The 23,421-nt window shown below is 69.1% G+C and carries 24 protein-coding genes; 14 read left to right on the forward strand and 10 right to left on the reverse strand.

The annotated features are described in order from the left end of the window. Positions 1-363: 363 nt before the first annotated feature. The gene (locus tag AB0C30_RS27370) at positions 364-768 is read left to right on the forward strand and encodes an Imm7 family immunity protein (protein ID WP_357950735.1); all 405 of its coding nucleotides are present in this window, start codon (positions 364-366) and stop codon (positions 766-768) included. Positions 769-1,290: 522 nt separating this feature from the next. Then, positions 1,291-2,244, forward strand: a complete 954-nt coding sequence (locus AB0C30_RS27375; protein WP_357949521.1) for a serine hydrolase — start codon at positions 1,291-1,293, stop codon at positions 2,242-2,244. A gap of 279 nt (positions 2,245-2,523) precedes the next feature. Here AB0C30_RS27375 and AB0C30_RS27380 read toward each other — a convergent pair whose 3' ends face one another. From AB0C30_RS27380 to pstS, 5 genes are read right to left on the reverse strand one after another with little or no spacing between them, the layout of a single operon-like run. Continuing rightward, the gene (locus tag AB0C30_RS27380) at positions 2,524-3,219 is read right to left on the reverse strand and encodes a response regulator transcription factor (protein ID WP_357949524.1); all 696 of its coding nucleotides are present in this window, start codon (positions 3,217-3,219) and stop codon (positions 2,524-2,526) included. A gap of 26 nt (positions 3,220-3,245) precedes the next feature. Continuing rightward, a complete protein-coding gene (gene pstB / locus AB0C30_RS27385; RefSeq protein WP_357949527.1) occupies positions 3,246-4,022 on the reverse strand; it encodes a phosphate ABC transporter ATP-binding protein PstB in 777 nt (258 codons plus the stop codon). A 14-nt stretch (positions 4,023-4,036) separates the two neighbouring features. Continuing rightward, on the reverse strand, positions 4,037-4,912 hold the full coding sequence (gene pstA / locus AB0C30_RS27390) for a phosphate ABC transporter permease PstA (protein WP_357949530.1): 876 nt from the start codon (positions 4,910-4,912) through the stop codon (positions 4,037-4,039). Next, a complete protein-coding gene (pstC, locus tag AB0C30_RS27395) occupies positions 4,909-5,889 on the reverse strand; it encodes a phosphate ABC transporter permease subunit PstC (protein ID WP_357949533.1) in 981 nt (326 codons plus the stop codon). The genes pstA and pstC overlap by 4 nt, the downstream gene beginning before the upstream one ends. Before the next feature lie 6 nt (positions 5,890-5,895). After that, entirely contained in the window at positions 5,896-7,008 is a 1,113-nt protein-coding gene (pstS, locus tag AB0C30_RS27400; protein WP_357949536.1) for a phosphate ABC transporter substrate-binding protein PstS, read from the reverse strand. A 121-nt stretch (positions 7,009-7,129) separates the two neighbouring features. Between pstS and AB0C30_RS27405 the strand changes: the two genes are divergently transcribed. Beyond that, positions 7,130-7,603 carry a low molecular weight protein-tyrosine-phosphatase gene (locus AB0C30_RS27405; protein ID WP_357949538.1) on the forward strand — a complete coding sequence of 158 codons (474 nt, stop codon included), beginning with the start codon at positions 7,130-7,132 and terminating at the stop codon, positions 7,601-7,603. Continuing rightward, positions 7,590-8,375, forward strand: coding sequence for a fructosamine kinase family protein (locus AB0C30_RS27410; RefSeq protein ID WP_357949541.1), 786 nt, complete (start codon positions 7,590-7,592; stop codon positions 8,373-8,375). The genes AB0C30_RS27405 and AB0C30_RS27410 overlap by 14 nt, the downstream gene beginning before the upstream one ends. On the opposite strand, the gene hisN is transcribed toward AB0C30_RS27410, so the two are convergent. The 3 genes from hisN to aroA form a co-directional block, all read right to left on the reverse strand. After that, the gene (gene hisN / locus AB0C30_RS27415; protein WP_357949544.1) at positions 8,370-9,155 is read right to left on the reverse strand and encodes a histidinol-phosphatase; all 786 of its coding nucleotides are present in this window, start codon (positions 9,153-9,155) and stop codon (positions 8,370-8,372) included. The genes AB0C30_RS27410 and hisN overlap by 6 nt on opposite strands. Before the next feature lie 117 nt (positions 9,156-9,272). After that, positions 9,273-10,313, reverse strand: a complete 1,041-nt coding sequence (rsgA, locus tag AB0C30_RS27420) for a ribosome small subunit-dependent GTPase A (RefSeq protein WP_357950738.1) — start codon at positions 10,311-10,313, stop codon at positions 9,273-9,275. A 220-nt stretch (positions 10,314-10,533) separates the two neighbouring features. Beyond that, positions 10,534-11,835 carry a 3-phosphoshikimate 1-carboxyvinyltransferase gene (gene aroA / locus AB0C30_RS27425; RefSeq protein ID WP_357949546.1) on the reverse strand — a complete coding sequence of 434 codons (1,302 nt, stop codon included), beginning with the start codon at positions 11,833-11,835 and terminating at the stop codon, positions 10,534-10,536. 94 nt (positions 11,836-11,929) lie between these two features. Here aroA and AB0C30_RS27430 point away from each other — a divergent pair, with 94 nt between their 5' ends. Together AB0C30_RS27430 and AB0C30_RS27435 are read left to right on the forward strand one after the other, a co-directional pair. Then, positions 11,930-12,676 (forward strand): SOS response-associated peptidase, encoded by a 747-nt coding sequence (locus AB0C30_RS27430; protein WP_357949549.1) that lies wholly within the window; start codon positions 11,930-11,932, stop codon positions 12,674-12,676. A gap of 153 nt (positions 12,677-12,829) precedes the next feature. Continuing rightward, complete coding sequence (locus AB0C30_RS27435; RefSeq protein WP_357949551.1) at positions 12,830-13,162, forward strand: TraR/DksA C4-type zinc finger protein; 333 nt, start codon at positions 12,830-12,832, stop codon at positions 13,160-13,162. Between the two features lie 35 nt (positions 13,163-13,197). On the opposite strand, the gene AB0C30_RS27440 is transcribed toward AB0C30_RS27435, so the two are convergent. Beyond that, complete coding sequence (locus AB0C30_RS27440; protein ID WP_357949554.1) at positions 13,198-14,028, reverse strand: methyltransferase domain-containing protein; 831 nt, start codon at positions 14,026-14,028, stop codon at positions 13,198-13,200. 234 nt (positions 14,029-14,262) lie between these two features. On the opposite strand from AB0C30_RS27440, the gene AB0C30_RS27445 reads away from it, so the two are divergent. The 7 genes from AB0C30_RS27445 to AB0C30_RS27475 all read left to right on the forward strand — a co-directional run bounded on the left by AB0C30_RS27445 (position 14,263) and on the right by AB0C30_RS27475 (position 20,991). Continuing rightward, positions 14,263-14,868, forward strand: coding sequence for a sigma-70 family RNA polymerase sigma factor (locus AB0C30_RS27445; protein ID WP_214640210.1), 606 nt, complete (start codon positions 14,263-14,265; stop codon positions 14,866-14,868). Continuing rightward, on the forward strand, positions 14,865-15,131 hold the full coding sequence (gene rsrA / locus AB0C30_RS27450; RefSeq protein WP_225301833.1) for a mycothiol system anti-sigma-R factor: 267 nt from the start codon (positions 14,865-14,867) through the stop codon (positions 15,129-15,131). Before AB0C30_RS27445 ends, rsrA begins: the two co-directional genes overlap by 4 nt. Positions 15,132-15,140: 9 nt before the next feature. Next, the gene (locus AB0C30_RS27455; protein WP_357949558.1) at positions 15,141-16,079 is read left to right on the forward strand and encodes an NAD-dependent epimerase/dehydratase family protein; all 939 of its coding nucleotides are present in this window, start codon (positions 15,141-15,143) and stop codon (positions 16,077-16,079) included. Positions 16,080-16,322: 243 nt separating this feature from the next. Continuing rightward, the gene (locus tag AB0C30_RS27460) at positions 16,323-17,678 is read left to right on the forward strand and encodes an HD-GYP domain-containing protein (RefSeq protein ID WP_357949560.1); all 1,356 of its coding nucleotides are present in this window, start codon (positions 16,323-16,325) and stop codon (positions 17,676-17,678) included. Beyond that, entirely contained in the window at positions 17,675-18,937 is a 1,263-nt protein-coding gene (locus tag AB0C30_RS27465; RefSeq protein ID WP_357949563.1) for an HD domain-containing phosphohydrolase, read from the forward strand. Before AB0C30_RS27460 ends, AB0C30_RS27465 begins: the two co-directional genes overlap by 4 nt. Before the next feature lie 441 nt (positions 18,938-19,378). Next, entirely contained in the window at positions 19,379-20,737 is a 1,359-nt protein-coding gene (locus AB0C30_RS27470; RefSeq protein WP_357949566.1) for a biotin carboxylase N-terminal domain-containing protein, read from the forward strand. A gap of 41 nt (positions 20,738-20,778) precedes the next feature. Continuing rightward, the gene (locus tag AB0C30_RS27475; protein WP_357949568.1) at positions 20,779-20,991 is read left to right on the forward strand and encodes a biotin/lipoyl-binding carrier protein; all 213 of its coding nucleotides are present in this window, start codon (positions 20,779-20,781) and stop codon (positions 20,989-20,991) included. Between the two features lie 74 nt (positions 20,992-21,065). Here AB0C30_RS27475 and AB0C30_RS27480 read toward each other — a convergent pair whose 3' ends face one another. Continuing rightward, on the reverse strand, positions 21,066-21,446 hold the full coding sequence (locus tag AB0C30_RS27480) for a thioesterase family protein (RefSeq protein WP_357949570.1): 381 nt from the start codon (positions 21,444-21,446) through the stop codon (positions 21,066-21,068). A 257-nt stretch (positions 21,447-21,703) separates the two neighbouring features. On the opposite strand from AB0C30_RS27480, the gene AB0C30_RS27485 reads away from it, so the two are divergent. Beyond that, positions 21,704-23,416 carry a protein kinase gene (locus AB0C30_RS27485; protein ID WP_357949573.1) on the forward strand — a complete coding sequence of 571 codons (1,713 nt, stop codon included), beginning with the start codon at positions 21,704-21,706 and terminating at the stop codon, positions 23,414-23,416. Positions 23,417-23,421 lie beyond the last annotated feature (5 nt).

Here is a 23,421-nt window from a genome sequence, read left to right on the forward strand (position 1 = left end):
GAGGGTGGTGGCGCGCTGGGCTCGGTCAGGGCTTACGGGCGCCAGAGCGCTCGGCTCGTTCGCGGTGATGGGTCTCACGTCTTGGGCGTGGGGCCTTTTGCGTTCCTGGGCCTTGAGAGCTCGGTCCGCACGAGGCGGCCTGAAGGCGGCCTGCTGGAGCCGCGTCGAAGGCGCTGGAGGGACGGCTTGGCGCGTGGGAACCTTTCTTGCGTTATGGGTTAGGGGTCCGTTCCCGGGCCTCGTGCTGTTCTCGGCGCCCGGAGAGTTCGGACCGCACGAGGCGGCCTGCTGGAGGGATGGCGAAGGTTGGAGGGGACTGCGAGGGTGATGAGGCACGGCGACGTCGGGAGGAGGATGGCGGTGATGGAGTACCACGGGTGGGTGACCATCCGTCAGACGGCCCGCGCTGACGACGACGGCTCCGACGGCCTCCTGAAGCGGCAGGTGGAGGATATCCGTGCCTATCTGGCGCAGCTCCCCGACTACGGTTTGATCGACCTGCGCTGGCTGAACGGCATTCCCTCCTTGCACGTAGCCGGCCAGCCCAACCGCGACGGCGGCTGGAGCGGCATCATCATCGAGCTGTTCCAGCGGGTCGGCCAGATCGCGCCCGGCTCCTACGGGCTGCTCCACCTCTGGGACGACGAAGGCGCTCACTCGAACGAGTTCCGCGTCTACCGGCTCGTACGTGGTCGGCTGAGCGAGCACGCTGACACCCTGCTCTCTCCCACGATCCCGACCCTTGAAGACCCCGAGCCTCACTCCTGACTCGAGGTCCACTCCTGACCCGAGCTGGAGTCCTGACCCGAGCCGCACTCCCGACCCGAACAGGACTCCCGACCCGAACCGGACTCCTGGTCTGGCTCCTGACCTGAGCCATCCGTCCGTCAGTAGGAACTCGAGATAATACGACTTGGCCGGCTAGCGAGATTGTGGTGTTCGCGCGAGCAAGCCCCTGGTGTCCGTGCGAGCGCAGGAACGTTGGCGTCCGTGCGCCCGTTCGAACTGACCGAGCTCGTTGGTGAGCACCTCCTGCGGGAACAGCCGCGCTGGCAGCTCGTGCTCGCCCTGGCCAGGCCGGGCTGCCAGGTACCTGCCCACTGAGCGGGGCCGCCTCACTCAGCGGGCAGCCTCACAGGGCGAGGCCGACCCACTGAGCGAGTCGGTCCCGCAGGGCGAGGCCGACCCACAGGGGTTGCCGAATGGGACATCTGTGGCGTCGACTTGATCGTCAAACTGGGCACCACTGGCCACTAGCGTCACATCAGCACCATTCGTGATAATTCACGAATGGTCGGGGGCAGGGGCGTCGGGGGATTCTTCCGCGTGGCCCTAACGGGGTTTCTCCTGCTGCTCTTGGGCGTCTGGCCGGCGCCACCCCAGCGAGAGTCGGTCCAGCGTCCCGCCGCCTTCCACCAGCAGGCCCCGGTCCTGGTCCAGCGGCAGGCGCTGGTCGAGGTCCCTGCGCCGGTGAAGCATCGTAAGAAGCTCAAGCCGGATCCGCCGATCGCGGCCAAGAAGATCACCAAGCGGCTCGATCGTTACCTGGCCGGGCGTCCGGGGCCTGTCACAGCCATGGTCGAAGATCTCACCACCGGGCGCCTCTACCGTTATCACCGCAACGAACACCTCATCACCGCGAGCACCGCCAAAGTGCAGATCCTCATGACGCTCCTCCTCAAGACCCCCTGGCACAAGCTCTCGAAGGCCACCAGACACGACGCCGATCTCATGATCCGCTACAGCGACAACCACGCCGCCGACCGTCTCTGGCTGCGCATCGGTGGGGCCGCCGGGTTCACGAAGGCGGGCAAGAAGTTCGGGCTCCGCCACACTCAGGGAGTTCCGGGTGACTGCGTCGACCTGTATTGCTGGGGCATCACCAGCACCTCGGCCGAAGACCAGGTGCGGCTGATGAAGGCCCTCGTGTCGGCCAAGAGTCCGCTCCGGGCCAAGGATCGTGCGCAGGTGCTCAGGCTGATGGGCAAGGTGATCGACGGCCAGAACTGGGGCGTGAGCGCTGCCAAGTGCAAGGGCGACCATGTCGCGCTGAAGAACGGTTGGCTGAAGCGCGTGTCCACCAAGCGCTGGGCCATCGTCAGCGTCGGCCTCATCCACGGCCACGGCCATGACTACGCGCTGGCCGTACTGACCGAGAACAACGCCGACACCGGCCAGGGCATCGCGACCGTTCAGGGCGTGGCCGAGCGGATCATGAAATCTTTCCGCTCCTGCCACGCCTGACCGCATGGGGCCACGGCAGGGCCGCTCCTGCCACGCCTGACCGCACGGGGCCACGGCAGGGCCGGTCGTGCCACGCCTGACCGCATGGGGGGCACACGGGGCCGGATGGGGCGTCCCACCGGCTGAACGGGGTTAAGCAGGGTTAAGCGGGGCGGAACGTAGTCGCACAGAGCTGAACAGCTGCATAGGGCCACACAGAGCCAAGCAGGGTCTCGCCGGGGCCGTGCAGGGCCGCACAGGGCCGCACAGGGCCATGCCGGTCGTACGAGCCGAGCAGGGTCACACAGAGTCGGAGGGGGCGGGGGCGATCAGGCGGTAGCCCACGCCGCGGACCGTCTGGATCAGTGCGTCCTCGTCGTCGCCCAGCCGAGCCCGCAGCCGCTTGACGTGCACCGCGATGGTGTTCGTCGAGGTGCTGGACACCGTGTGCCACACATGCCGCATGATCTGCTCGCGCGTGACCGTGCGGTTCGCGTTGCGCATCAGATACTGCAGCAGCTCGAATTCGCGCAGCGGCAGGTGCACGACCCGTCCGTCCACCCGTACCTGGTAGGCCTGCGCGTCGAGTTCGACGCCGCCCACGACCAGCACCTCGCGGCCCTCCGGGGAGGCCGCGTGGATGAACGGCAATAATTCCGGCACCCGGTACGGCCTGGCCACGCAGGCGACGGCACCGGCGGCGAGCGCCTGTACGGCCTGCTCGGCGTGCCCCTCGCCGACGCCGAGCAGAACGGGCACGGACCTTGAGAGCCGTACCGCCCGTACGAAGTCGACGGCGCCGATGACCGGCAGCGTGGCCGACACGAGTACCACGTCAGGCTGCAGCGCCCCTGCCTGGATCAGGCCCTGGGCGCCGTCGGGGACGCCGGTGACCGAGACGCCCTCGCGTTCGAGGGCGGTGGCCACGTCCTCCACGACCCCGTTGTCCGGGTCCGCGATGAGCAGGATGGGCTTCGTCCTCGTGTCCCCGTTCACACTGGATGCCGCCTGCTGGTGGATCATCAGCCGAAGCGCCCGGTGATGTAGTCCTCGGTCGCCTTCTCTGTGGGATTGGTGAACATGCGGGAGGTCTCGTCCATCTCGACGACCTTGCCGGGCTTGCCCTGCTCGGCAAGGTTGAAGAAGGCGGTCCGGTCGCTGACCCGGGCGGCCTGCTGCATGTTGTGGGTGACGATCACGATCGTGTAGTCGTCCTTGAGCTTGGCCATCAGGTCCTCGATGGCCAGCGTGGAGATCGGGTCGAGCGCGGAGCAGGGCTCGTCCATCAGCAGCACCTGCGGCTGGACCGCGATGGCCCTGGCTATGCAGAGTCGCTGCTGCTGGCCGCCCGACAGGCCCGCGCCGGGCTTGTTGAGGCGGTCCTTGACCTCGTTCCAGAGGTTGGCGCCCTTCAGTGACGTCTCGACGACGCCGTCCATCTCCGACTTGGCGACGCGGCCGTTGAGCCGGAGTCCGGCGGCCACGTTCTCGTAGATCGACATCGTGGGGAACGGGTTGGGACGCTGGAAGACCATGCCGATCATCCGGCGCACCGAGACCGGCTCGACGCTGGAGGCGTACAGGTCCTCGCCGTCGAGCAGCACCTTGCCCTCCACGCGCGCGCCGGGGATGACCTCGTGCATGCGGTTGAGCGTGCGCAGGAACGTCGACTTGCCGCACCCGGACGGGCCGATGAACGCGGTGATCGAGCGCGGCTCGATGGTCATCGAGACGTCCTCGATGGCCTTGTGGCTCCCGTAGTAGGCGTCGAGGCCTGAGACCTGGATCTGCTTGGACATAGTGGCTTTACCCCTTATCGGCCTCTGGCAGGTGCGCGCCACCGGGCGATCAGGCGCGCGACCAGGTTGAGCAGCATGACGATCAGGATGAGCGTGAGGGCTCCGGTCCAGGCCCGATCCACGGCGGTGTCGTTGGGACGCCCCGCCTGGTCGAAGACGAACAGGGGGAGCCCCATCTGCGGCCCGCTGAACGGGTCGTTGTTGATGGAGTCGGTGAAGAACACGGTCAGCAGCAGCGGCGCGGTCTCGCCGGCGACTCTGGCCACGGCCAGCATGACGCCGGTGATGATGCCGGTCAGCGCGGTCGGCAGGACGACCTTCATGATCGTGCGCCACTTGGCCACACCCAGCGCGTACGAGGCTTCGCGCAGGTCGTTCGGGACCAGGCGGAGCATCTCCTCGGCCGATCTGACCACGGTCGGCATCATCAGGATCGACAGCGCCAGCGCACCGGCGAACCCGGAGAACGGCTGGCCCAGGAACAGGACCCAGAACGCCAGGATGAACAGGCCGGCGACGACAGAAGGGACGCCGGTCATGACGTCCACGAAGAAGCTGATGTACCGGCTCAACCGGCCGCCGTTGCCGTACTCGACCAGATAGATCGCGGTCAGCAGCCCGATGGGGACGGAGATGATCGAGGCGAGCAGGACCTGTTCCAGCGTGCCGATGATCGCGTGGTAGGCACCGCCACCCGCGTCGCGGGCGCCGATGTTGCGCATCGAGTGCGTGAGGAAGTCCAGGTCGAAGCGCCCGAGACCGTTCTTGATCACCAGCCAGAGCACGGACACGAGCGGCACCACGGCCAGGGCGAACGCCAGGTAGACCAGCCCCTGGACGACGCGGTCCTTGATGCGGCGGCTGGTCGAGATGTGCTGGATCGCGGTCATGCGGCGGCCCTCGCGTACTCCTTGCGGCGGTTGATGATCATGCGGGCCGCTATGTTGACGAGCAGGGTGATGACGAACAGCACCAGGCCGGAGGCGATCAGCGCGCCCCTGCCGATCGGGGTGGCCTCACCGAAGCCGTTGGCGATGTTCGCCGCGATGCTGTTGGCGTGCGGGGTGAGGATCTCGAAGGTGATGTCGAAGGTGGCGGGGAAGATCAGCGCTACCGCGATGGTCTCGCCCATCGCCCGGCCGAGGCCGAGCATCGCGGCGCTGATGACGCCGGGACGGCCGAACGGCAGCACGGCCATCCGGATCATCTCCCAGCGGGTGGCGCCGAGCGCGAGCGCCGCCTCCTCGTTCATCTTGGGAGCCTGGAGGAAGACCTCGCGGGAGATGGCCGCGATGATCGGCAGGATCATGATCGCCAGGACGATAGATCCCGCGATCATGGTCTTGCCGCCGATGGCGCCCTCGCCGGCGAAGAGCGGGAACCAGCCCAGGTTCTCGTTCAGCCATTGCGACGGCGTCTTGAGCAGCGGCACCAGGAAGACCACGCCCCACAGGCCGTACACCACACTGGGGACGGCGGCGAGCAGGTCGATCAGGTAGCCGAGCGGCCCGGCCAGGCGGCGGGGCGCGTAGTGGGAGATGAACAGCGCCACGCCGACCGCGATGGGAGTCGCGATGACGAGCGCGAGGGCCGAGCTGAGCACGGTGCCGAACGCCAGGGCGGCGATGCCGAAGACCTGGCTGCCGTTCGGGTCCCAGACCAGCTCGGAGAAGAAGTGACCCTTGTTCGCCTGCAGGGCGGGGATCGCCTCGCTGATGAGGAAGACGGCGATCGCCGCCATGATCCCCAGCAGGATGACGCCCGCGCCGGTGGCGGCGTAACGGAAGGGCCCTTCACCATGGCTGCGCCGCGAGGCGGGCCGGCTCGTGGCCGGTCCGCCATCACGGGTACGAACGTTGGACGTCATCGGCTGCTAGGAGATCGCCTCGACAGCGGTGCGGACCTTGGTCAGCAAATCGCCCGAGAGGGGGGCGTAACCGAGGTCCTTCAGCGCGGCCTGGCCCTCGTCGCTGGCGGTGTAGGTGAGGAAGGACTTGACCAGCTTCGCCTGGTCGGCGGGCAGGCCCTTCTCGCAGGTGATCTCGTACGTCACCAGGACGATCGGGTACGCGCCCGCGGTCTTGGTGGCGTAGTCGATGCCGAGCTTCAGGTCGTTGCCCGTGCCCTTGATCTCCGCGGTCTCGATCGTCTTGGCGGCGCTGTCGGAGTTCAGTTCGACGAACTCGCCCGCGCCGTTGGCGACCTTGGCCTTCTGGAGCTGGGAGTTCTCGGCGAACGACAGCTCGACATAGCTGATCGAGCCCTCGGCGCCCTTCACCGAGGAGGCGATGCCGTCGGAGCCCTTGGCGCCCTGGCCCTTGGCCTCGGCGGGCCACGCCTTGGCGGGCTCATACGGCCACTCGGCCGTGGCCTTGAGGAACTTGGTGAAGTTGTCGCTGGTGCCGGACTCGTCAGCCCGGTGGAAGGCCTGGATCGGCGTCGAAGGCAGCTTGGCCTGCGGGTTGTCGGCCTTGATGGCCGCGTCGTCCCACTTGGTGATCTTGCTGCTGAAGATGCCGCCGAGAGTCTTGGGGGACAGCTGCAGCCCGTCGACACCCGGGAGGTTGTAGACGACCGCGATCGGGCCGGTCACCATCGGGATGTTGATGGCCTTGCCGGTCTTGCACCGGGCGTCGGCCTGGGCGGGCTCGCCCTTGTCGTCCTTGAGGGCCGAGTCGGAACCCGCGAAGGCGACCGTACCCTGGATGAAGGCCTGGACACCCGCGCCCGAACCGCTGGGCTGGTAGTTCAGGCTGGCCCCGGGGTTCTTGCTCTGGAAGTCCTTCTTCCACTGGTCGATCGCGTTGGCCTGGGCCGAGGATCCGGCGGCGTTGATCGTGCCGCTCAGACCGTTGTCGTTACCCGCGGCGGTGGTGGCACCGGCGGACGCGGTGGCGTCGGCGCCGCTGTTGTTGTCTGTGCCGCACGCAGCGAGCGAGAGCGCGCCGACGACGGCGACGGCGGCGAGCCGGCCTGCATACTTCACGGTTGGGTTTCCTCCCACTCGGTCCTTAGTCGCTACGAAGTTATGCAGCCAAAGTGACTCAATCCCCCTACCAAGGGTGAACGGACGGTGAACGGCCCTGGTCACCCTCATGATGGGAGGTATGACCTATCGCGTATGCCTGGTGTGCATGGGAAACATCTGCCGTTCACCTATGGCGGAGACCGTGCTCAGGCGGACTCTGGCCGACCACGGACTCGATGAACAGGTGGCCGTCGACAGCGCCGGCACCGGTGCCTGGCACGCGGGCGATCCCATGGACGCGCGGGCTCTGCGGACGCTGGCCGACCACGGCTATGACGGCTCCGCGCACCGGGCCAGGCAGTTCACCTCGGGGTGGTTCGACCGCTACGACCTGGTGCTGGCCATGGACCGGGACAACCTGTCGTTCCTGCGGCGGATGGCCCCCGAGGGTGTGGAGGTGCGGCTGTTCCGCTCGTTCGACCCCGACGCGCCGGACGGCGCCGAGGTGCCCGATCCCTACTACGGTGAGGCCGACGGTTTCGTGGAGGTGCTGCGGCTGGTCGAGGCCGCTTCTAGTGGCCTCGCGAAGCACATCGCCGATGAGATCGACTGAGGACCTCGGGGCCTCCCACGGGTGGCGGCTGCAGCGGGGCGTGCTCGACGACGGGCGCGTGGTGTTCGCCAAGACCGGAGCCGTTTCTCCGGTGTTCACTTCCGAGGCGGAAGGGCTGCGGTGGCTGGGTGAGGCCATCGCCGTGCCGGAGGTGATCGAGGTCTCCCGGGATCGGCTCGTCCTGTCATGGGTGGACACCTCCGCGCCGACGGCGGCGGCCGCCGAGCGGTTCGGGCGCGATCTCGCGCGGCTGCACCGCGCCGGCGCGCCCGCCTTCGGCGCGCCCTGGCCGGGCTTCATCGCTGACCTGCCGATGGACAACTCGCCCGCCGACGACTGGCCCGCCTTCTACGCCACCCGCCGGGTGCTGCCCTTCGTACGCCAGGCGCGGCTGCCCGCGCGGGACGTGGCGCTCATCGAACGGGCCGTGTCACGGTTCGGCGAGGTGGCGGGGCCACCGGAGCCGCCTGCCCGCATCCATGGCGATCTGTGGAGCGGGAACGTGCTCTGGTCGGACGGACGCGGGGTGCTCATCGACCCGGCGGCGCACGGCGGGCATCGGGAGACGGACCTGGCGATGCTGGCGTTGTTCGGGGCGCCCTATCTGGATCGGATCCTGGGGGCCTACCAGGAGGAGGCGCCGCTCGCGGACGGGTGGCGGGAGCGGGTGCCGCTGCATCAGCTGCATCCGCTGCTCGTCCACGTGGTGCTCTTTGGTGGGACTTATCGCGACAGCTTGCTGGCTGCCGTGGCGCGGGTGCTGGCGCTATGAGGCGTTCAGGCGTCTGAGGACCTCGTCGTGCAGGAGGCCGTTGGTGCAGACCAGGCTGCCGCCCTCCAGACCGGGGACGCCCGCGAGGTCCGTCCACCTGCCCCCGGCCTCCTCGACGATCACGGTGAGGGCCGCCATGTCCCACGGCGACAACTCCGGCTCGGCGGACACCTCCACCGAGCCCTCCGCGACCATCATGTGCGACCAGAAATCTCCATAGGCCCTAGTGCGCCAGCAGGCCCGCCCGAGGTCGAGGAAGTTGTCGAGGCGGCCCATCTTCTCCCAGCCGCTGAAGCTGGAGTAGGAGAAGGACGCGTTCTCCAGATCGGAGACCGACGAGACGCGCATCCGGGTCGCCTTGGTCAGGCTCTTGCCGGTCCAGGCGCCGCCCTCGGTGGCCGCCCACCATCGCTTGCCCAGGGCGGGGGCGGACACCAGACCCACCTTGACCTGGCCGTACTCCATCAGCGAGATCAGCGTCGCCCACACGGGCACGCCGCGCACGTAGTTCTTGGTGCCGTCGATCGGGTCGATGATCCAGGACCTGGCACCCCAGCCCGTCTTGCCGAACTCCTCGCCCACGACCGCGTCACGCGGCCGGGCCCGCCGGAGAGTGCCGCGAATGGCCTCCTCGACAGCGCGATCGGCATCGCTGACCGGCGTGAGGTCCGGCTTGGTGTCGACCTTGAGGTCGACCGCCTTGAACCTTCGCATGGTCAGGTCATCGGCGTGGTCCGCCATGACATGCGCCAGACGTAGATCATCGTTATAACCCGTCACGATGAGCCACGCTACCGTGACTTACCTCCCGAACATCAGTCGAGCGGCGCTGCATTTCTGGTAAGTCCCGTCCGCCGACGGATGGGTGATTCTTCGGATAGGTCCCGGCTTGGTATCTCAGGTGCCGTCGTCCGGGGTGCCTTCGCGGCTGGACAGGAGGCGGCGGAGGGACTCCAGGCGGGCCGGCTCGGCGTGCCCGGCCGCCACCCAGGGGCCCAGCGCGCAGTCGGCGTCCAGGTGGGTGCAGCCCTTGGGGCAGTTGACCGAGCCTTCGATGAGGTCCGGGAAGGAGGCGAGGACGGTCTCGACCGACACGTGGGCCAGGCCGAAGCTGCGTACGCCGGGCGTGTCGATGATCCAGCCGCCCTCCGGGAGTTCGAGGGCCACGGCCGAGGTCGAGGTGTGGCGGCCCCGGCCGGTGACGGCGTTGACCTGGGAGACCGCCCGGTTGGCGGCCGGGACCAGGGCGTTGACCAGGGTCGACTTGCCCACGCCCGAGTGGCCGACCATCACGCTGAGGCGGCCGGTCAGGTGGTCGCGGAGCTGGTCGAGCGAGCCGCCCTTGTGGACGACGACGTGCGACACCCCGAGCGGCTCGTACATCGCCACCAGCTCGTCGGGCGGCGCCAGGTCCGACTTGGTGAGGCAGAGGAGTGTTTCGATCTCGGCGTCGAAGGCGGCCACCAGGATCCGGTCGATCATGCGCGGCCGGGGCGGCGGGTCGGCGAGCGCGGTCACGATGACCAGCTGGTCGGCGTTGGCCACCACGGGGCGTTCGATGCCGTCGGTGTCCTCGACGTCGTCGGCCGAACGGCGCAGCATCGATGTGCGCGGCTCGACGCGTACGACCCTGGCCAGGGCGTCGGGGCGGCCCGAGACGTCGCCCACGAGGGCCACCCGGTCGCCGACGACGATGCCCTTGCGGCCGAGCTCGCGCGCCTTCATGGCGGTGACCAGGCGACGCTCCGGCTGTTTGCGCTTCTGGGCCGATCCCTTGGCGCGTTCGGGTTCGACCAGTGTGGTGTAGCGGCCCCGGTCGACGGCGACCACGAACCCCTCCACGGCGTCCTCATGCGCAGGCCGGATCCGGGTCCGCGGCCGTGAGCCCTTGCCCGGCCTGACCCGTACGTCGTCCTCGTCGTACTCCCGCTTTCTCAGCGGTCTACCCCCATGTCACCGTGCGCCGCCCGTCCATCGCGGCGGTCCTGTCCACATGTTGCCCCACCGGGCGGGGTGCCCAGCGAATCGTGCGCGCGCGCCGCTCCACCGCGTCGGTTGTGCCCGCGTGTCCATCCCACCATGCCGACCGGCCTGGCCGCCCGCCCGAGCATCCGCGTCGGGCGGGTGCCCGTGGGTGGCGGACCGGCAGGTCGGGTGGTCATCGCTCGCTCAGCATGGTCGTCCACATCTGGACGAACTCCGGGAGCGTCTTGGCCGTCGTCGCGATGTTCTCCACCTCGATGTCCGGGACCGCCAGCCCGATGACCGCACCGGCCGTGGCCATGCGGTGGTCGTCGTAGCTGTGGAAGACGCCGCCGTGCAGCGGGCGGGGCCGGATGAGCAGGCCGTCGTCGGTCTCCTCCGCGTCGCCGCCCAGCCGGGTGATCTCGGTGACCAGGGCGGCCAGGCGATCGGTCTCGTGGCCGCGCAGGTGCGCCACGCCCCGGATCCGGGACGGCGAACTCGCCAGTGTGGCCAGCGCGGCGATCGTCGGCGTCAGCTCGCCCACCTCGCGCAGGTCGGCGTCGATGCCCTCGATCCGCCCGGTGCCGGTCACGGTCAGGGAGCCGGCCTCGCCTGCCGCCTCGTGTGCCGCCGGGGACAGCCGGACCGTGGCGCCCATCGAGGTGAGCAGGTAGCGCAGGGCGTCGCCCGGCTGCGTGGTCGTGTGGGGCCAGCCGGGGATGGTGACCGTGCCGCCCGTGACCAGAGCCGCGCCGAGGAAGGGCGCCGCGTTGGACAGGTCGGGCTCGACGGCCAGGTCCCTGGCCGCGATCGGTCCCGGCTCGACCCGCCAGATGTCGCGTTCGCTGTCGTCGACCGTCACCCCGGCCGCCCTGAGCATCTGGATCGTCATCTCGATGTGCGGCTGCGACGGCACGGGCGGGCCGACATGGCGGATCGTGACGCCCTTCTCGAAGCGCGCCGCCGTGAGCAGCAGCCCCGAGACGAACTGCGACGAACCCGACGCGTCGAGCGTGACCTCGCCGCCCGCCAGCGGGCCGTGGATGGTGAAGGGCAGGGCGTCGTTGTCGACGCGGGCGCCGAGCGCGCGCAGGGCGTCGAGGATGGGACCCATGGGGCGCTTGCGGGCGTGCGGGTCGCCGTCGAAGGCGACCGGGCCGTCGGCCAGGGCGGCCATCGGCGGTACGAAGCGCATGACGGTGCCCGCCAAGCCCGCGTTGATGCTCGCGCCGCCACGGATCGGGCCGGGGGTCACCTGCCAGTCGACGGCGGCCGTGGTCTCGTGCACCGGTGTCAGGGTGGCGCCCAGGGCACGCAGCGCCGCCACCATGAGGTCGGCGTCACGGCTGCGCAGTGCCTGGCGCACCATGCCGGGGCCGTCGGCCAGCGCGGCGAGGAGCAGCGCGCGGTTGGTCACGGACTTGGAGCCGGGCAGGTGGATCGACGCGATCACGGGAGCGGTCGCGGTGGGTGCGGGCCAGTGCGGTGCGGGCATGGTCAAAGAATACTGGCGCCGGTGAAGTTCACGGCTGCCGACGACCCGGACGGCCGCGCATGCGGTCGCCGGTTGTACATGGCAGTGTGGGGACATGTGCGGGAGATACGCGTCGGCGCGCAAGAAGCACGAGCTGCTGGAGGAGTTCCAGGTCGAGCTCGACGGTGACCCCGACAAGGAGCTCGGGCCCGACTACAACGTCGCGCCCACCAAGAACGTCTACGCCGTCCTCAGCCGGGTCCCGAAGGACGCCGAGCGGGCTGTGCGGCAGCTGCGGATCGTCAAGTGGGGGCTGGTGCCGGCCTGGGCGAAGGACCCGTCGGTGGGCTCACGGATGATCAACGCGCGGATCGAGACGGTGGCCGAGAAGCCGTCCTACCGCCAGGCGTTCGCCAAGCGCAGGTGCCTGCTGCCGGCCGACGGCTACTTCGAGTGGATGCCGGTCGAGGGCGACAAGAAGAAGAAACAGCCGTACTTCATCCACCCGGAGGACGGCGGGGTGCTGGCGATGGCGGGCCTGTACGAGTTCTGGAAGGACAAGTCGCGCGACGACGACGATCCGCTGAAGTGGCTGGTGACCTGCACGGTCATCACCACCGACGCCGAGGACGACCTGGGCCGCATCCACGACAGGATGCCGATGATGATCGAGCAGGAGCGCTGGGCGGAGTGGCTCGACCCCAAGCTCACCGACCCGGAGCAGGCTTCGGGTCTGCTGGTGCCGGCCGACACCGGGCGGCTGACGGCGGTGGCCGTTTCCACCGATGTCAACAATGTTCGCAACAACGGCCCGGACCTCATCAAACCCCTGCCCCCGGAGGAGGAAACCGCTCTCCGCTAGAGGTGTAAGAGCCACGCTTAGTGGGCATTCGGTGGGGAAAGCGATGCATCCGTTCACCCGGAGTCACCGCCACACATGCCCCCCAACGCGCCGGGTAGGACTTCCGGGGAGTCCCGCTGCGGCTTGCCCCCCTTTACCCGGAGGTGCGGATCCGTGGACGACGCGACCGCTCGTAAGCAGCTGGAGAAGATGCTCACCGACCTGGACCGATCGATCGGGGTGCTGCAGGGCGACCCCGTCGCGATCCGCGAGCACTCCGCGGCCGACGCGGGGTCCGACCTGACCGACGCCGACCGCGCCCAGGCCATGCTCACCGTGGCCACCGCGCAGCGCAGGGCCGTGATCGAGGCGCTCAAGCGCGTGGACGAAGGCACGTACGGCAGGTGCGTCGACTGCGGCAAGCCGGTCCCGGAGGGCCGGTTGGAGGCCCGTCCGGAGGCGGCGCGGTGCGTGGAGTGCCAGGGCAGGCAGGAACGCCGCCGCTAGCGGTACTTTCGTTGGCGGTACCGCCAACGAGCAGACTAGGTCTTGCGGGCGCTGGCCACGAGGTGGATGCCGACCGTGTCGTCGTCGTCCGGGTGCGCGTCGAGCTCGGTGCGCACCAGCCAGGCCAGCGACCTGGCGTCGGAGCCCAGCACGTGGTCGACGGTGGAGGGCGACAGCACGGTGCGCGGGCGTACCCACTCCACCTCCAGACCGGCGCCGGTCAGCAGTTCGCGTAGCTGCGCGCTGCTGAAGCAGCGGGTGATGCTGCCGTCGGGCCACGGCACCAGCATGACCTCGCCCGTCTGCCGCAGGTGCTGCCACTGCTCCTGCTCGGCGAGGATCGCCATGCCCAGCACCAGGGAGTCGACGCAGATCAGCGCCCGGCCGCCGGGCCGCAGCACCCGGAACACGTCGCTCATCGCCGACTCGGCCATGAGCTCGATCGACATGGCACGTTCTTCGGCGACGACCGCGTCCACGCTCTCGTCGGGGAGGAAGGCCAGGTCGTCGGCGCGTACGTGACGGACGCGCCCGGCGTCGCGCAGCCGCGCCTGCGGGTCGGGCATCAAGGGGGAGCTCGGCGACTGGGAGTTGAGCGACTGAGAACTCGACGACTGAGAGGTCAACGACGCAGAGGTCAACGACAACGAGGTGGAGCGGCGGAAGTCGAGCAGCTCGATCACCCGGTGCCCGGCTCGGGCGGCCTGCCCGGACCAGCGTCCCCGGCCCCCTGACAGATCGAGTACGACAGAGGGTTGGTCGGGGAGCCACCGGGTCAGCTGCTCGGCGACAACGGCGCGGTAGAAGGTCCAGTACGGCCCGAGCGTCCCTGAGCCGTTCAGTTCCTCGGCCGGAATGGGCAGCACACGCGACTCCTGGGTTCCGGGAAAATGGCTACCAGCCGGTACGTATGGTTTTCCCCGCACCGGGTCGTTCGTCACCTTCTATCTTGCGGGAACAGACGAGGGCGCGGGCGTGTTGCGACGTGCATGCTCACATTGCTCGAACCCCTCCCCAGTGACGGACCGGTCCGTGACGAGCGGGTATTCTCCCCTGAGTACGGTGTACCGCAACAGCCGGCCACCGGTGATCTTAGGGGGGTGGGTCCGGTGCCCGCGACAGGCGCGGAGACTCTGGAACAGCGAAGTGAGCGGTTCGAGCGCGAAGCCATGCCTTACCTCGAGCAGCTCTACTCCGCGGCGCTCCGGATGACCCGGAACCCAGCGGACGCGGAGGACCTGCTTCAGGAGACCTTCGCCAAGGCGTTCGCCTCGTTCCACCAGTTCCAGGAAGGTACGAACCTCAAGGCGTGGCTCTACCGGATCCTGACCAACACTTTCATCAACAGCTATCGCAAGAAGCAGCGCGAGCCCAAGCAGTCGGGCACCGAGGAGATCGAGGACTGGCAGCTCGCCCGCGCTGAGTCGCACACGTCGAGCGGCCTGAAGTCGGCTGAGGTCGAGGCGCTCGAGCATCTCCCCGACGGTGATATCAAGCAGGCCCTGGCGGTCCTGCCCGAGGAGTTCCGGATCGCGGTCTATTTGGCCGACGTCGAGGGCTTCCCGTACAAAGAGATCGCCGACATCATGGGGACCCCGATCGGCACCGTGATGTCCAGGCTGCACCGCGGTCGCAGGCAGCTCCGCGGACTTCTCGAGGACTACGCCCGCGAGCGCGGCCTGGTCCCGGCGGAGGGATCGAAATGAGCTGTGGCAACCCGCATGACACCGACTGTCGGGAAGTACTCGACAAGGTCTACTCCTATCTCGACGGCGAGCTGACCGAGGGCGACGTGGTCGACATCCGCGTGCACCTCGAAGAGTGCAGCCCGTGCCTGAAGGAATATGACCTCGACAAGGCGATCAAGGCGCTCGTGGCCAAACACTGCGGCTGCGACCCGGTCCCCGGCGACCTGCGCTCCAAAGTGCTGGCCCGCATCGCGCAGGTGAGGTCGGAGCTGTCCGACTAGGATTCCCCCATGCGCGTGCTTGTCACCGGGGGTGCCGGGTTCATCGGTTCGAATCTCGTCGACCGCCTGCTGGCGGATGGGCACGACGTGGCGGTCGTCGACGACTTCTCGTCCGGCTGCCGGGACAACCTGGCCGACGCGGCCACGCATGACCGCTTCCGCCTGCACGAGGTCGATGTCCGCGATCCGGCTTTGATCGAGCTGGCCGCCGAGCTGCGGCCCGAGGTCATCTGCCATCTCGCCGCGCAGATCAGCGTGCGTAAGAGCGTCACCGACCCGGTCCACGACGCCAGTGTGAACGTCCAGGGCACCGCGTCGGTCCTGACCGCCGCGCAGGAGGCCAGCACCCGCAAGGTGGTCTTCGCCTCCTCCGTCGCGGTCTACGGCCGGCCCGCCACGATCCCGGTGCCCGGTGACGCCGCCACCGACCCGCGCTCGCCGTACGCCGCCTCCAAGCTGAGCGGCGAGACCTACCTCGCCACCTTCAAGGCGCTCTACGGCATCGAATACACCACGCTCGTGCTGTCCAACGTCTACGGCCCGCGCCAGTCGCCAGAAGGCGAGGCCGGAGTGGTGGCCATCTTCACCGACGGCCTGCTCGGCGGCACGCCCACGGTGCTCTACGGCGACGGCACGCAGACCCGCGACTACATCTACGTCGAGGACGTGGTCGACGGCTTCGTCCGTGCTTGTGGGGCCGAGGGCAACGGGCGCAGGTTCAACCTCGGCACGGGCATCCAGACCACCGACCGCAGGCTGCACGCGCTGATCGCCGACGCGGCCGACGCGCAGGACAAGCCGGGGTTCGCGCCGCCGCGCGTGGGCGACCTGCCGGCCATGGCGGTCGACCCGGTGCCCGCCTATGAGGGGCTCGGCTGGCAGCCGCGCACCGACCTGGCGACCGGGCTGAAGAACACGGTCGCGTGGGCCGCCCGTCGCCCAAGGTAGTGGATTGATTACGCTTTGCTTGCGATTCTCGACTCTGGCCCTGCACAGACCGGGCCTTCTGTAGCGTGACCCACAGGAGTCGGCGTAACGAGTCGACGTGGAGGCGAGCACATGCTGAAGGCTATGATCGCCCGGCTGATCGCGGCCGCGGTGCTGATCACCCCTGTGATGACACTGCTGATGAGCGCGGGCGGGGCCCTGCCTCACGGGGTGTCCTGGACCTGAGCACCCTTGGGGGCCGCAATGCGTGATCTGCCGTGGCCTGCGAAGGTCTATCTCATCGCCGTCATCGGCGCGGCGACCATCCTCCTCGGGCATAGCGTGATCACCTCCGGGCGCCTGGTGGCACCCGGTGATCTGGGCATCCTGCTGGTGCTCGCGCTGCTGTTCCTGGTCTGCGAGTCGATGCCGACGTTGCTGAACGTGGAGCAGTTCGCGGTGTCCGTGAGCTTCTCCGCGGCGCTGGCGGCCGTCGTCCTGATCGGTCCAGAAGGGGCCGCTCTGGTGGGGTTCACGGCGGTCTTCAGCGTGCGTCCGGGGCTGCCGTTGATCAAGAGGTTGTTCAACGGGGCGCAGTTCGCGATCTGCGGCTACGCGGCCGGCTGGATCTACCAGGGGCTGGGCGGGGTCTCCGGCGTGCCGGGGGTCAACGCCTTCGACGGGCTCATCGGCCCCTACGCCGCGGCCACGGGCGTGTTCGTGCCGCTCAACATCGTGCTCACGCTTACCATGATCCGGCTGGCCACCCGGGTGCGGGCCATGGAGGTGCCGCTGCGGGGCATGGTCCAGTTCTTGCTGTCCTATCTGGGTTACGGCACGTTCGGGCTGCTGGTGGCCGGGCTCTGGGCGACCGTGCAGTCGATCTCGGCGGTGCTGGTGCTGCTGCCGCTGTTCGTCGCCCGCTGGGCGTTCGGTCAATATCACGCGCAGCAACGCTCGTACGATGCCACGATCGCCGCCCTGTGCCAGGCGGTCGAGACGAAGGACTACTACACCAGAGGCCACTGCACCCGCGTCTCGCTGGCCTCCTCGATGATCGCCCAGGAGATCGGCATGGGCCTGGAGCGGCTGCGCGCCATCCGCTACGCGGGCATGCTGCACGACGTGGGCAAGCTCGGCGTGCCGACCAAGGTGCTGCAGAAGGAGGGGCCGCTGACCGAGGAGGAGTTCGCCGCGATCCAGCTCCACCCGATGCGTGGGCTGGAGATCGTCCGGGGGATCGACTTCCTCGACGAGGCGTACGCGGGGATCATGCACCACCACGAACGCCACGACGGCAAGGGCTACCCGATGGGGCTCGCGGCCGACGAGATACCGGAGTTCGCCCGGATCATCGCGGTGGCCGACGCGTTCGACTCGATGACGTCCGACCGCTCCTACCGCCACGCCCGCTCGGTCGAGGTGGCCGTCGAAGAGCTGCGCAAGAACGCGGGCCGCCAGTTCGACCCGGTCATGGTGGCGGCCTTCGCCAGAGCGCTCGAACGCGAGCCGTGGCAGCCGCCCCGCCGCGTCGAGTCGCCGCCGCCCGAGGCGACCGAGACCCCGATCAAGGACCATGACGACCCGACCAGGCCGATCGAAGTGGTGAGCGGGCCTTGACACGTGCCTTCCAAAGCCTGGACTCCGGGCAGCTGCTGCTCATCTGCGGGGCGGGGCTGGTCGCGGTGGCCGGCGTCGCGCACACCTCCGCCGTGGGGCTCGACCGGCCCGAGATCGCGATCGGCTTCGGCGCGCTGATCGCGGTCGGCGAGCTGGCCAGGCTCACCATGCCGGGCAACCGGGAGGTCGCGCCCATCGGCGCCGCCGCCGCGCTCGGCTACACGCTGCTGCTCGACCTCAGCGACAACCCGCTGCGCCACACGGCGCTCCAAGTGGTGGCCGTGATCGCGGTCGGCATGATCGCGGGCGCGCTGCCGCACCTGGCGGTCGGCCGCCCGCCGCGCCTCGACGCCATGGCGCGCCGCCTGCTGACCGGCGCGCTGCTCGCCTTCGCCTTCCGGCCGCTGGCCGACCCGCTCTTCCAGCTCACCCGGCAGGACCCCCCGACGTGGTGGCCCGCGCTCGGCGTCATGGTCACGCTCATCACGCTCACCCTGCTGATCGACGTGCTGATCGCGGCCCTGCTCAGGGCCGAGCAGGTACGCACCGCCTTCAAGGTGGCCGTACGCGACGAGCTCAACATGGCCTTCCCCCTCGGCGCCGCCGTGGCCGCGTCCGGCGTGCTGCTCGCGCTGGCCACCCACAGCATGGACCTGGTGGCGCTGCTGGTCTTCGCCGCTCCGCTGCTGGTCACTCAGGTGGCCTTCCGCAAGTACGCCGGGATCCGCGCCACCTACCTGCAGACCGTACGGGCCCTGTCGCGGGTCACGGAGGTCGGCGGCTACGTCGAGCCCGGCCACTCGCGTCGGGTGAGCCGTCTGGCCGTGGCGGTCGGCCGCGAGCTGGGCATGGCGGAGCCGGAGCTGCTGGAGCTCGAGTACGCCGCCCTCATGCACGACATCGGCCAGCTGTCCCTGAGCGACCCCATCCCGGGCGGCGCGACCGTGCTCGCCGATCCCGCGCAGGCGCGCCGCATCGCGGAGCTGGGGGCCGAGGTGATCAAGCAGACGGGCGTGCTCGACCGGGTGGCCGAGCTGGTACGCCGCCAATGCGACCAGATCGCCGAGGACCCGCCGCTGTCCAGCCGGATCATCAAGGCGGCCAACGCCTACGATGACCTGGTCGGGGGGTCGGCTGATCGGGACCGGGCGGGGGCGGCGCTTGAGCGGCTGCGGCTGGCGGCGGGGACCGCGTATGATCCGGCGGCGATCGAGGCGATGACGAGGGTGGTGGACCGGCTGGCGGTCCACAAGCTGTAACGCCTCTGTGGGCGGTGACCGCCGTAATTCCCGGGTGGTGCGTCACGCGCCGATCTGGATCCCTGTGACGGTCTGTGGTGGTTGAGGTCCTTGTGGGAGAAACCCCTTTCGGGGGAGCAGGGGGCTGTCCGTTGTGGTTGGGGTTCCTGTGCGGGATGCCCGCTTCGGGGAGCGGAAGAAGACGGTCCGTCGGCCTGGAACTCGGTCGCGCCACTGGCTCGCCCGTCCGCGCCACCGGCCAAGGACGCGCACGTAACGGCGCCCAGCCCTGTGCGGGGTCAGCGGGCGTTTTCCTGGAGGCCCTTAGCCATGTGCGGTGGGTGGCGGTGGGGGTGGCTTGCCGTAAAACATGGCGTTTGTGGGTTTTCTACAGAAGACGTCCCGGCGATCGGTGGTTTAGCGGGAAAGGGACCTCCCGCCCAACGGCCGTAGATTGGGCGGGTGCTTACTGAGACGCTTGGGGCTGTTCTGGTCGCCAATCGAGGGGAGATCGCCCGGCGGGTCATCCGCACTGTCAAGCGGCTTGGGCTGCGTTCCATCGCCGTCTACTCCGAGGCTGACGCGGATCTGCCGTTCGTGCGCGAGGCGGACGAGGCCATGCTGATCGGGCCGGCCAACCCTCAGTTGAGCTATCTCGATGCCGGAAAGGTACTGGAGGCGGCTCGGGCCACCGGGGCGCGGGCGATTCATCCGGGCTACGGGTTTCTCGCGGAGAACGCGGCGTTCGCCAGGGCGGTGATCGATGCCGGGATGGTGTGGATCGGCCCGGCTCCCGAGTCCATCGACCAGATGGGCGACAAGATCAATGCCCGCAACCTGATGGAGGACGCGGGTGTGCCCGTGGCGGCCGGCACCCGGGAGCCCGTCAGTGATCTGGAGCAGGCGCTGCGGGCGGCGGGCCGGATCGGCTATCCGGTCATGGTCAAGACCGCGGGCGGGGGTGGCGGCATCGGGATGAGCGTCGCCCACGACGACGAAGGACTGGCCAAGGCGTTCGAGCAGGCCGCACGGGCGGCGGCGAGGTTCGCCGCCGGTGACGTCCTCGACGGGCCCGCCATCCTGCTGGAGCGCTACATCGAGCGGGCTCGCCACGTCGAGGTGCAGATCCTCGGCCTGCCCGACGGCACGGTCGTGGCCCTGGGCGAGCGCGACTGTTCCGTGCAGCGTCGCCACCAGAAGGTCGTCGAGGAGTCGCCGTCGCCCGGTATCACGCCCGAGCTGCGTGAGCGCATGCTCGCCGCCGCCGTGCGGGCCGGCGAGGCCGTCGGCTATCTGGGCGCGGGCACCGTGGAGTGCCTGGTCGACGCCGACGCGCAGGACTTCGTCTTCCTGGAGATGAACACCAGGCTCCAGGTGGAGCACCCCGTCACCGAGCTGGTCACCGGGCTGGACCTGGTCGAGCTGCAGCTGCGGGTGGCCGCGGGCGAGAGTCCCGAGGTGAAGGTGGAGACCGGTGGCCACGCCATCGAGTTCCGTGTGTACGCCGAGGATCCCAAGAGGTTCTTCCCGGGGCCGGGCAAGATCTCCGCCTGGCGAGAGCCGGTCGGCGAGGGCGTCCGGGTGGACTCCGGCTACGAGGAGGGCAATACGGTCACGCCGTTCTACGATCCCCTCATGGCCAAGCTCTGCGTCTTCGGTGCGACCCGGGCCGAGGCGCTGCGGGCCGGTCGCGAGGCCGTCGCGGGGTTCGTCGTCGAAGGACCCAAGAACAACCTGCCGTTCTGTACGGAACTGCTGGACAACGCCGAGTTCGTCAGCGGCGACTATGACACCGGCTTGATCGGGCGAATGCGCGCCTAGCGCACATGACATTGTTAGCTCATTGGAAGAGGGGAGTCGCGGTGGCTGAGGTACGCGCGGAGATGGTGGCGAATGTCTGGAAGGTCGTCGTCCAGGAGGGCGACACCGTCTCCGAGGGCGACACACTGGTCATCCTCGAGTCGATGAAGATGGAGATCCCCGTCCTGACCGAGGACGAGGGCGTCGTCGCGCAGCTCAAGGTCAGCGAGGGCGACGTGATCCAGGAGGGCGACCTGATCGCCGTCATCGAATAGCCGCCGGTCCCAAGAGCTCAGCGGGCGGCGCGGTCGAGAAACTTAGTGCGATCGATCACTATTAGCGATCACTATTAGCGGGCGGCGCGGTCGAGGAACTTGGCGCGATCGACCACCACGCGCTCGATCGTGCCCCGGCCGACGACGTTCTGCTTGTCGCGGGCCTCGAAGCCGAAGACCAGCCGCCTGCCGTCGACCTCGGTGAGCTCGGTGGTGATCTGTACGTGCGTGCCCAGCGGGCTCGGCGCCAGATGCACCAGCTCGACCCGGGTGCCGACGGTCGTCTCACCGGGAGCGAGATGCGCGTGCACTGCCTCGACCGTCGCCCTCTCGGCCAGCGCGAGCAGCCGCGGAGTGGCGAGCACCGGGACGTCGCCGCTGCCGATTTTCTCAGCGGTGTCGGACCTCTCGACCATGATGAGCAACTGGGAGCGGAGACCCGGAGCGAGCGTCATACCGCCAGCGTACTGCGATCATCACCGCGGCCCGCTGTCAAGGGCCCTGATCTCCCGGAAACGCGGACAAGTACGGTCAGAAGGCCGCAGGATAGGGTTTGTAGGGCTTACGGCATTTAAGTGGCAGGTGGGACTCGTGAGTCGTACACTCTCGAAGTTCCGTGACCTCTGTGTTACCTCACCGCGACACAACTTCGCTTTGTTGGAGATCCTTGGGGTGGGAGAGGTTATAGAGGTAAAGGGGTAACGGGGGAGTCATGGTAGCCCAAGGAACGACGCTGGCGGGGCGCTATCGCCTGGACACCCGCATCGGCGCCGGCGGCATGGGCGAGGTGTGGCGGGGCGAGGACATCGTGCTGGCGCGCACCGTCGCGGTCAAGGTGCTGCTGCCCGGCCGCATGGACGATCCCGGGTTCGTCGCGCGTTTCCAGGCCGAGGCCAGGGCGATGGCGACGATCAACCACCCAGGTGTCGTCGACGTCTACGACTACGGTGTGAGCGGGGACACCGTCTATCTGGTGATGAAGTTCGTCGACGGGGAGCCGCTCGACAAGTTGCTGATGCGGCTGGGCCGGATCCCGCCCCAGCCCGCGATGGAGCTGATCGCGCAGGCTGCCTCGGCGCTGCAGGCGGTGCACCAACAGGGGATCGTGCACCGTGATGTGAAGCCGGGCAACCTGCTGGTCCAGCGCGACGGCACGCTCGTGCTGACCGACTTCGGCATCGCCCGTTCCGACGTGGCCAGCAGGCTCACGGACGCGGGCATGGTGCTCGGCACCGCCGCCTACTGCGCGCCCGAGCAGGCCGAGGGCGCGCCGGTGACGCCCGCGGTGGACATCTACGCGCTGGGCGTGGTGGCCTACGAGTGCCTGGTGGGGCAGCGGCCGTTCGACGGCGAGAGCGCGGTCACGATCGCGCTCAAGCACATCCGCGAGGCGCCTCCGCCGCTGCCCGCCGAGATTCCCCCGCCCGCGCGCGCCCTCGTGGAACGCGCCCTGTCGAAAGATCCGCTCGCCCGTTACCCGACGGCCAGGGCGATGAGTGAGACGGCCCGCAAGATCGCGGCCGGCGAAACACCCCCTCCAGAGCCCGCGCCGCCGGTGACGGGTGCCACCATGGCCGCGCCGATGGAGGCGTACCAGACGGGGTCCCGCCAGTCGGGTCCTCACCCGACCGGATCTCACCAGGCGGGCTCTTACCAGACGGGGTCCTATCAGGGAGCTCCCCATCAGACGGGGTCCTACCAGGCCGGTGGGCCGCCCCAGACGGGGTCGTACCAGGCCGGGCAGCACCAGACCGGGTCCCATCAGGCTGGGACGTCTGAGGCGCAGACGTTGGCCGGGCCGCGGCAGGGCGCCCGCCGCGCCGGCACCAAGGCGCCCCGCAGGGGTGCCCTCGTCGCCGGGATCGCGGCCGCGGTCGTCCTCGGGGCGGGCGCTGGTGCCGTCGCGCTGACGAACATGTCGAGCCAGCTCGAACCCGAGCCGACCGTCACCACGTCGAGGGCGAACTCCGAGCCCACTCCCGATCCGACCCCTCCGTCGCCGAAGCCCAAGCGCACCAAGACGACCAAGCCGCCCACGCAGGAGGCGGTGCCCACCAGGACGATCGCCGAGCCGACGGAGACGGAGAAGGAGTCACCGACCCCGGATCCGACGGAAAAGAAGACGCCGACCAAAACCCCCAGCAGTTCGCCGAAGCCGAGCACGACGGTCACGAAGAAGCAGGTCCCCGCCGTGGTCGAGCTGCCGTACCCGCAGGCGACCCAGAAGATCCGGGCCGCGGGCTTCCAGAACATCCGGCTCGACGACCAGACCACCAACGAGCAGGGCGTCGCCTGCGGCCGGATCGGCCAGAGCTTCCCCGACGGCGGCACGTGGCTAGAGGTGACCAAGCCGGTCAAGATCGTCGTCATCGACGGCGGCCCCTGCCCGTCACCCAGCCCGACCCCGACGCCCGGGACCAGGTAGCTCAG

It is taken from the genome of Nonomuraea sp. NPDC048901 (assembly GCF_040649695.1).
Classification (GTDB): domain Bacteria; phylum Actinomycetota; class Actinomycetes; order Streptosporangiales; family Streptosporangiaceae; genus Nonomuraea.

Bases quoted from the DNA above. Each gene is read 5' to 3' on its own strand.
- AB0C30_RS27370 (WP_357950735.1), top strand. From the start codon at position 364: ATGGAGTACCACGGGTGGGTGACCATCCGTCAGACGGCCCGCGCTGAC.
- AB0C30_RS27375 (WP_357949521.1), top strand. From the start codon at position 1,291: ATGGTCGGGGGCAGGGGCGTCGGGGGATTCTTCCGCGTGGCCCTAACG.
- pstB (WP_357949527.1), bottom strand. From the start codon at position 4,022: ATGTCCAAGCAGATCCAGGTCTCAGGCCTCGACGCCTACTACGGGAGC.
- pstA (WP_357949530.1), bottom strand. From the start codon at position 4,912: ATGACCGCGATCCAGCACATCTCGACCAGCCGCCGCATCAAGGACCGC.
- pstC (WP_357949533.1), bottom strand. From the start codon at position 5,889: ATGACGTCCAACGTTCGTACCCGTGATGGCGGACCGGCCACGAGCCGG.
- AB0C30_RS27405 (WP_357949538.1), top strand. From the start codon at position 7,130: ATGACCTATCGCGTATGCCTGGTGTGCATGGGAAACATCTGCCGTTCA.
- AB0C30_RS27410 (WP_357949541.1), top strand. From the start codon at position 7,590: ATGAGATCGACTGAGGACCTCGGGGCCTCCCACGGGTGGCGGCTGCAG.
- aroA (WP_357949546.1), bottom strand. From the start codon at position 11,835: ATGCCCGCACCGCACTGGCCCGCACCCACCGCGACCGCTCCCGTGATC.
- AB0C30_RS27430 (WP_357949549.1), top strand. From the start codon at position 11,930: ATGTGCGGGAGATACGCGTCGGCGCGCAAGAAGCACGAGCTGCTGGAG.
- rsrA (WP_225301833.1), top strand. From the start codon at position 14,865: ATGAGCTGTGGCAACCCGCATGACACCGACTGTCGGGAAGTACTCGAC.
- AB0C30_RS27455 (WP_357949558.1), top strand. From the start codon at position 15,141: ATGCGCGTGCTTGTCACCGGGGGTGCCGGGTTCATCGGTTCGAATCTC.
- AB0C30_RS27460 (WP_357949560.1), top strand. From the start codon at position 16,323: ATGCGTGATCTGCCGTGGCCTGCGAAGGTCTATCTCATCGCCGTCATC.
- AB0C30_RS27480 (WP_357949570.1), bottom strand. From the start codon at position 21,446: ATGACGCTCGCTCCGGGTCTCCGCTCCCAGTTGCTCATCATGGTCGAG.
- AB0C30_RS27485 (WP_357949573.1), top strand. From the start codon at position 21,704: ATGGTAGCCCAAGGAACGACGCTGGCGGGGCGCTATCGCCTGGACACC.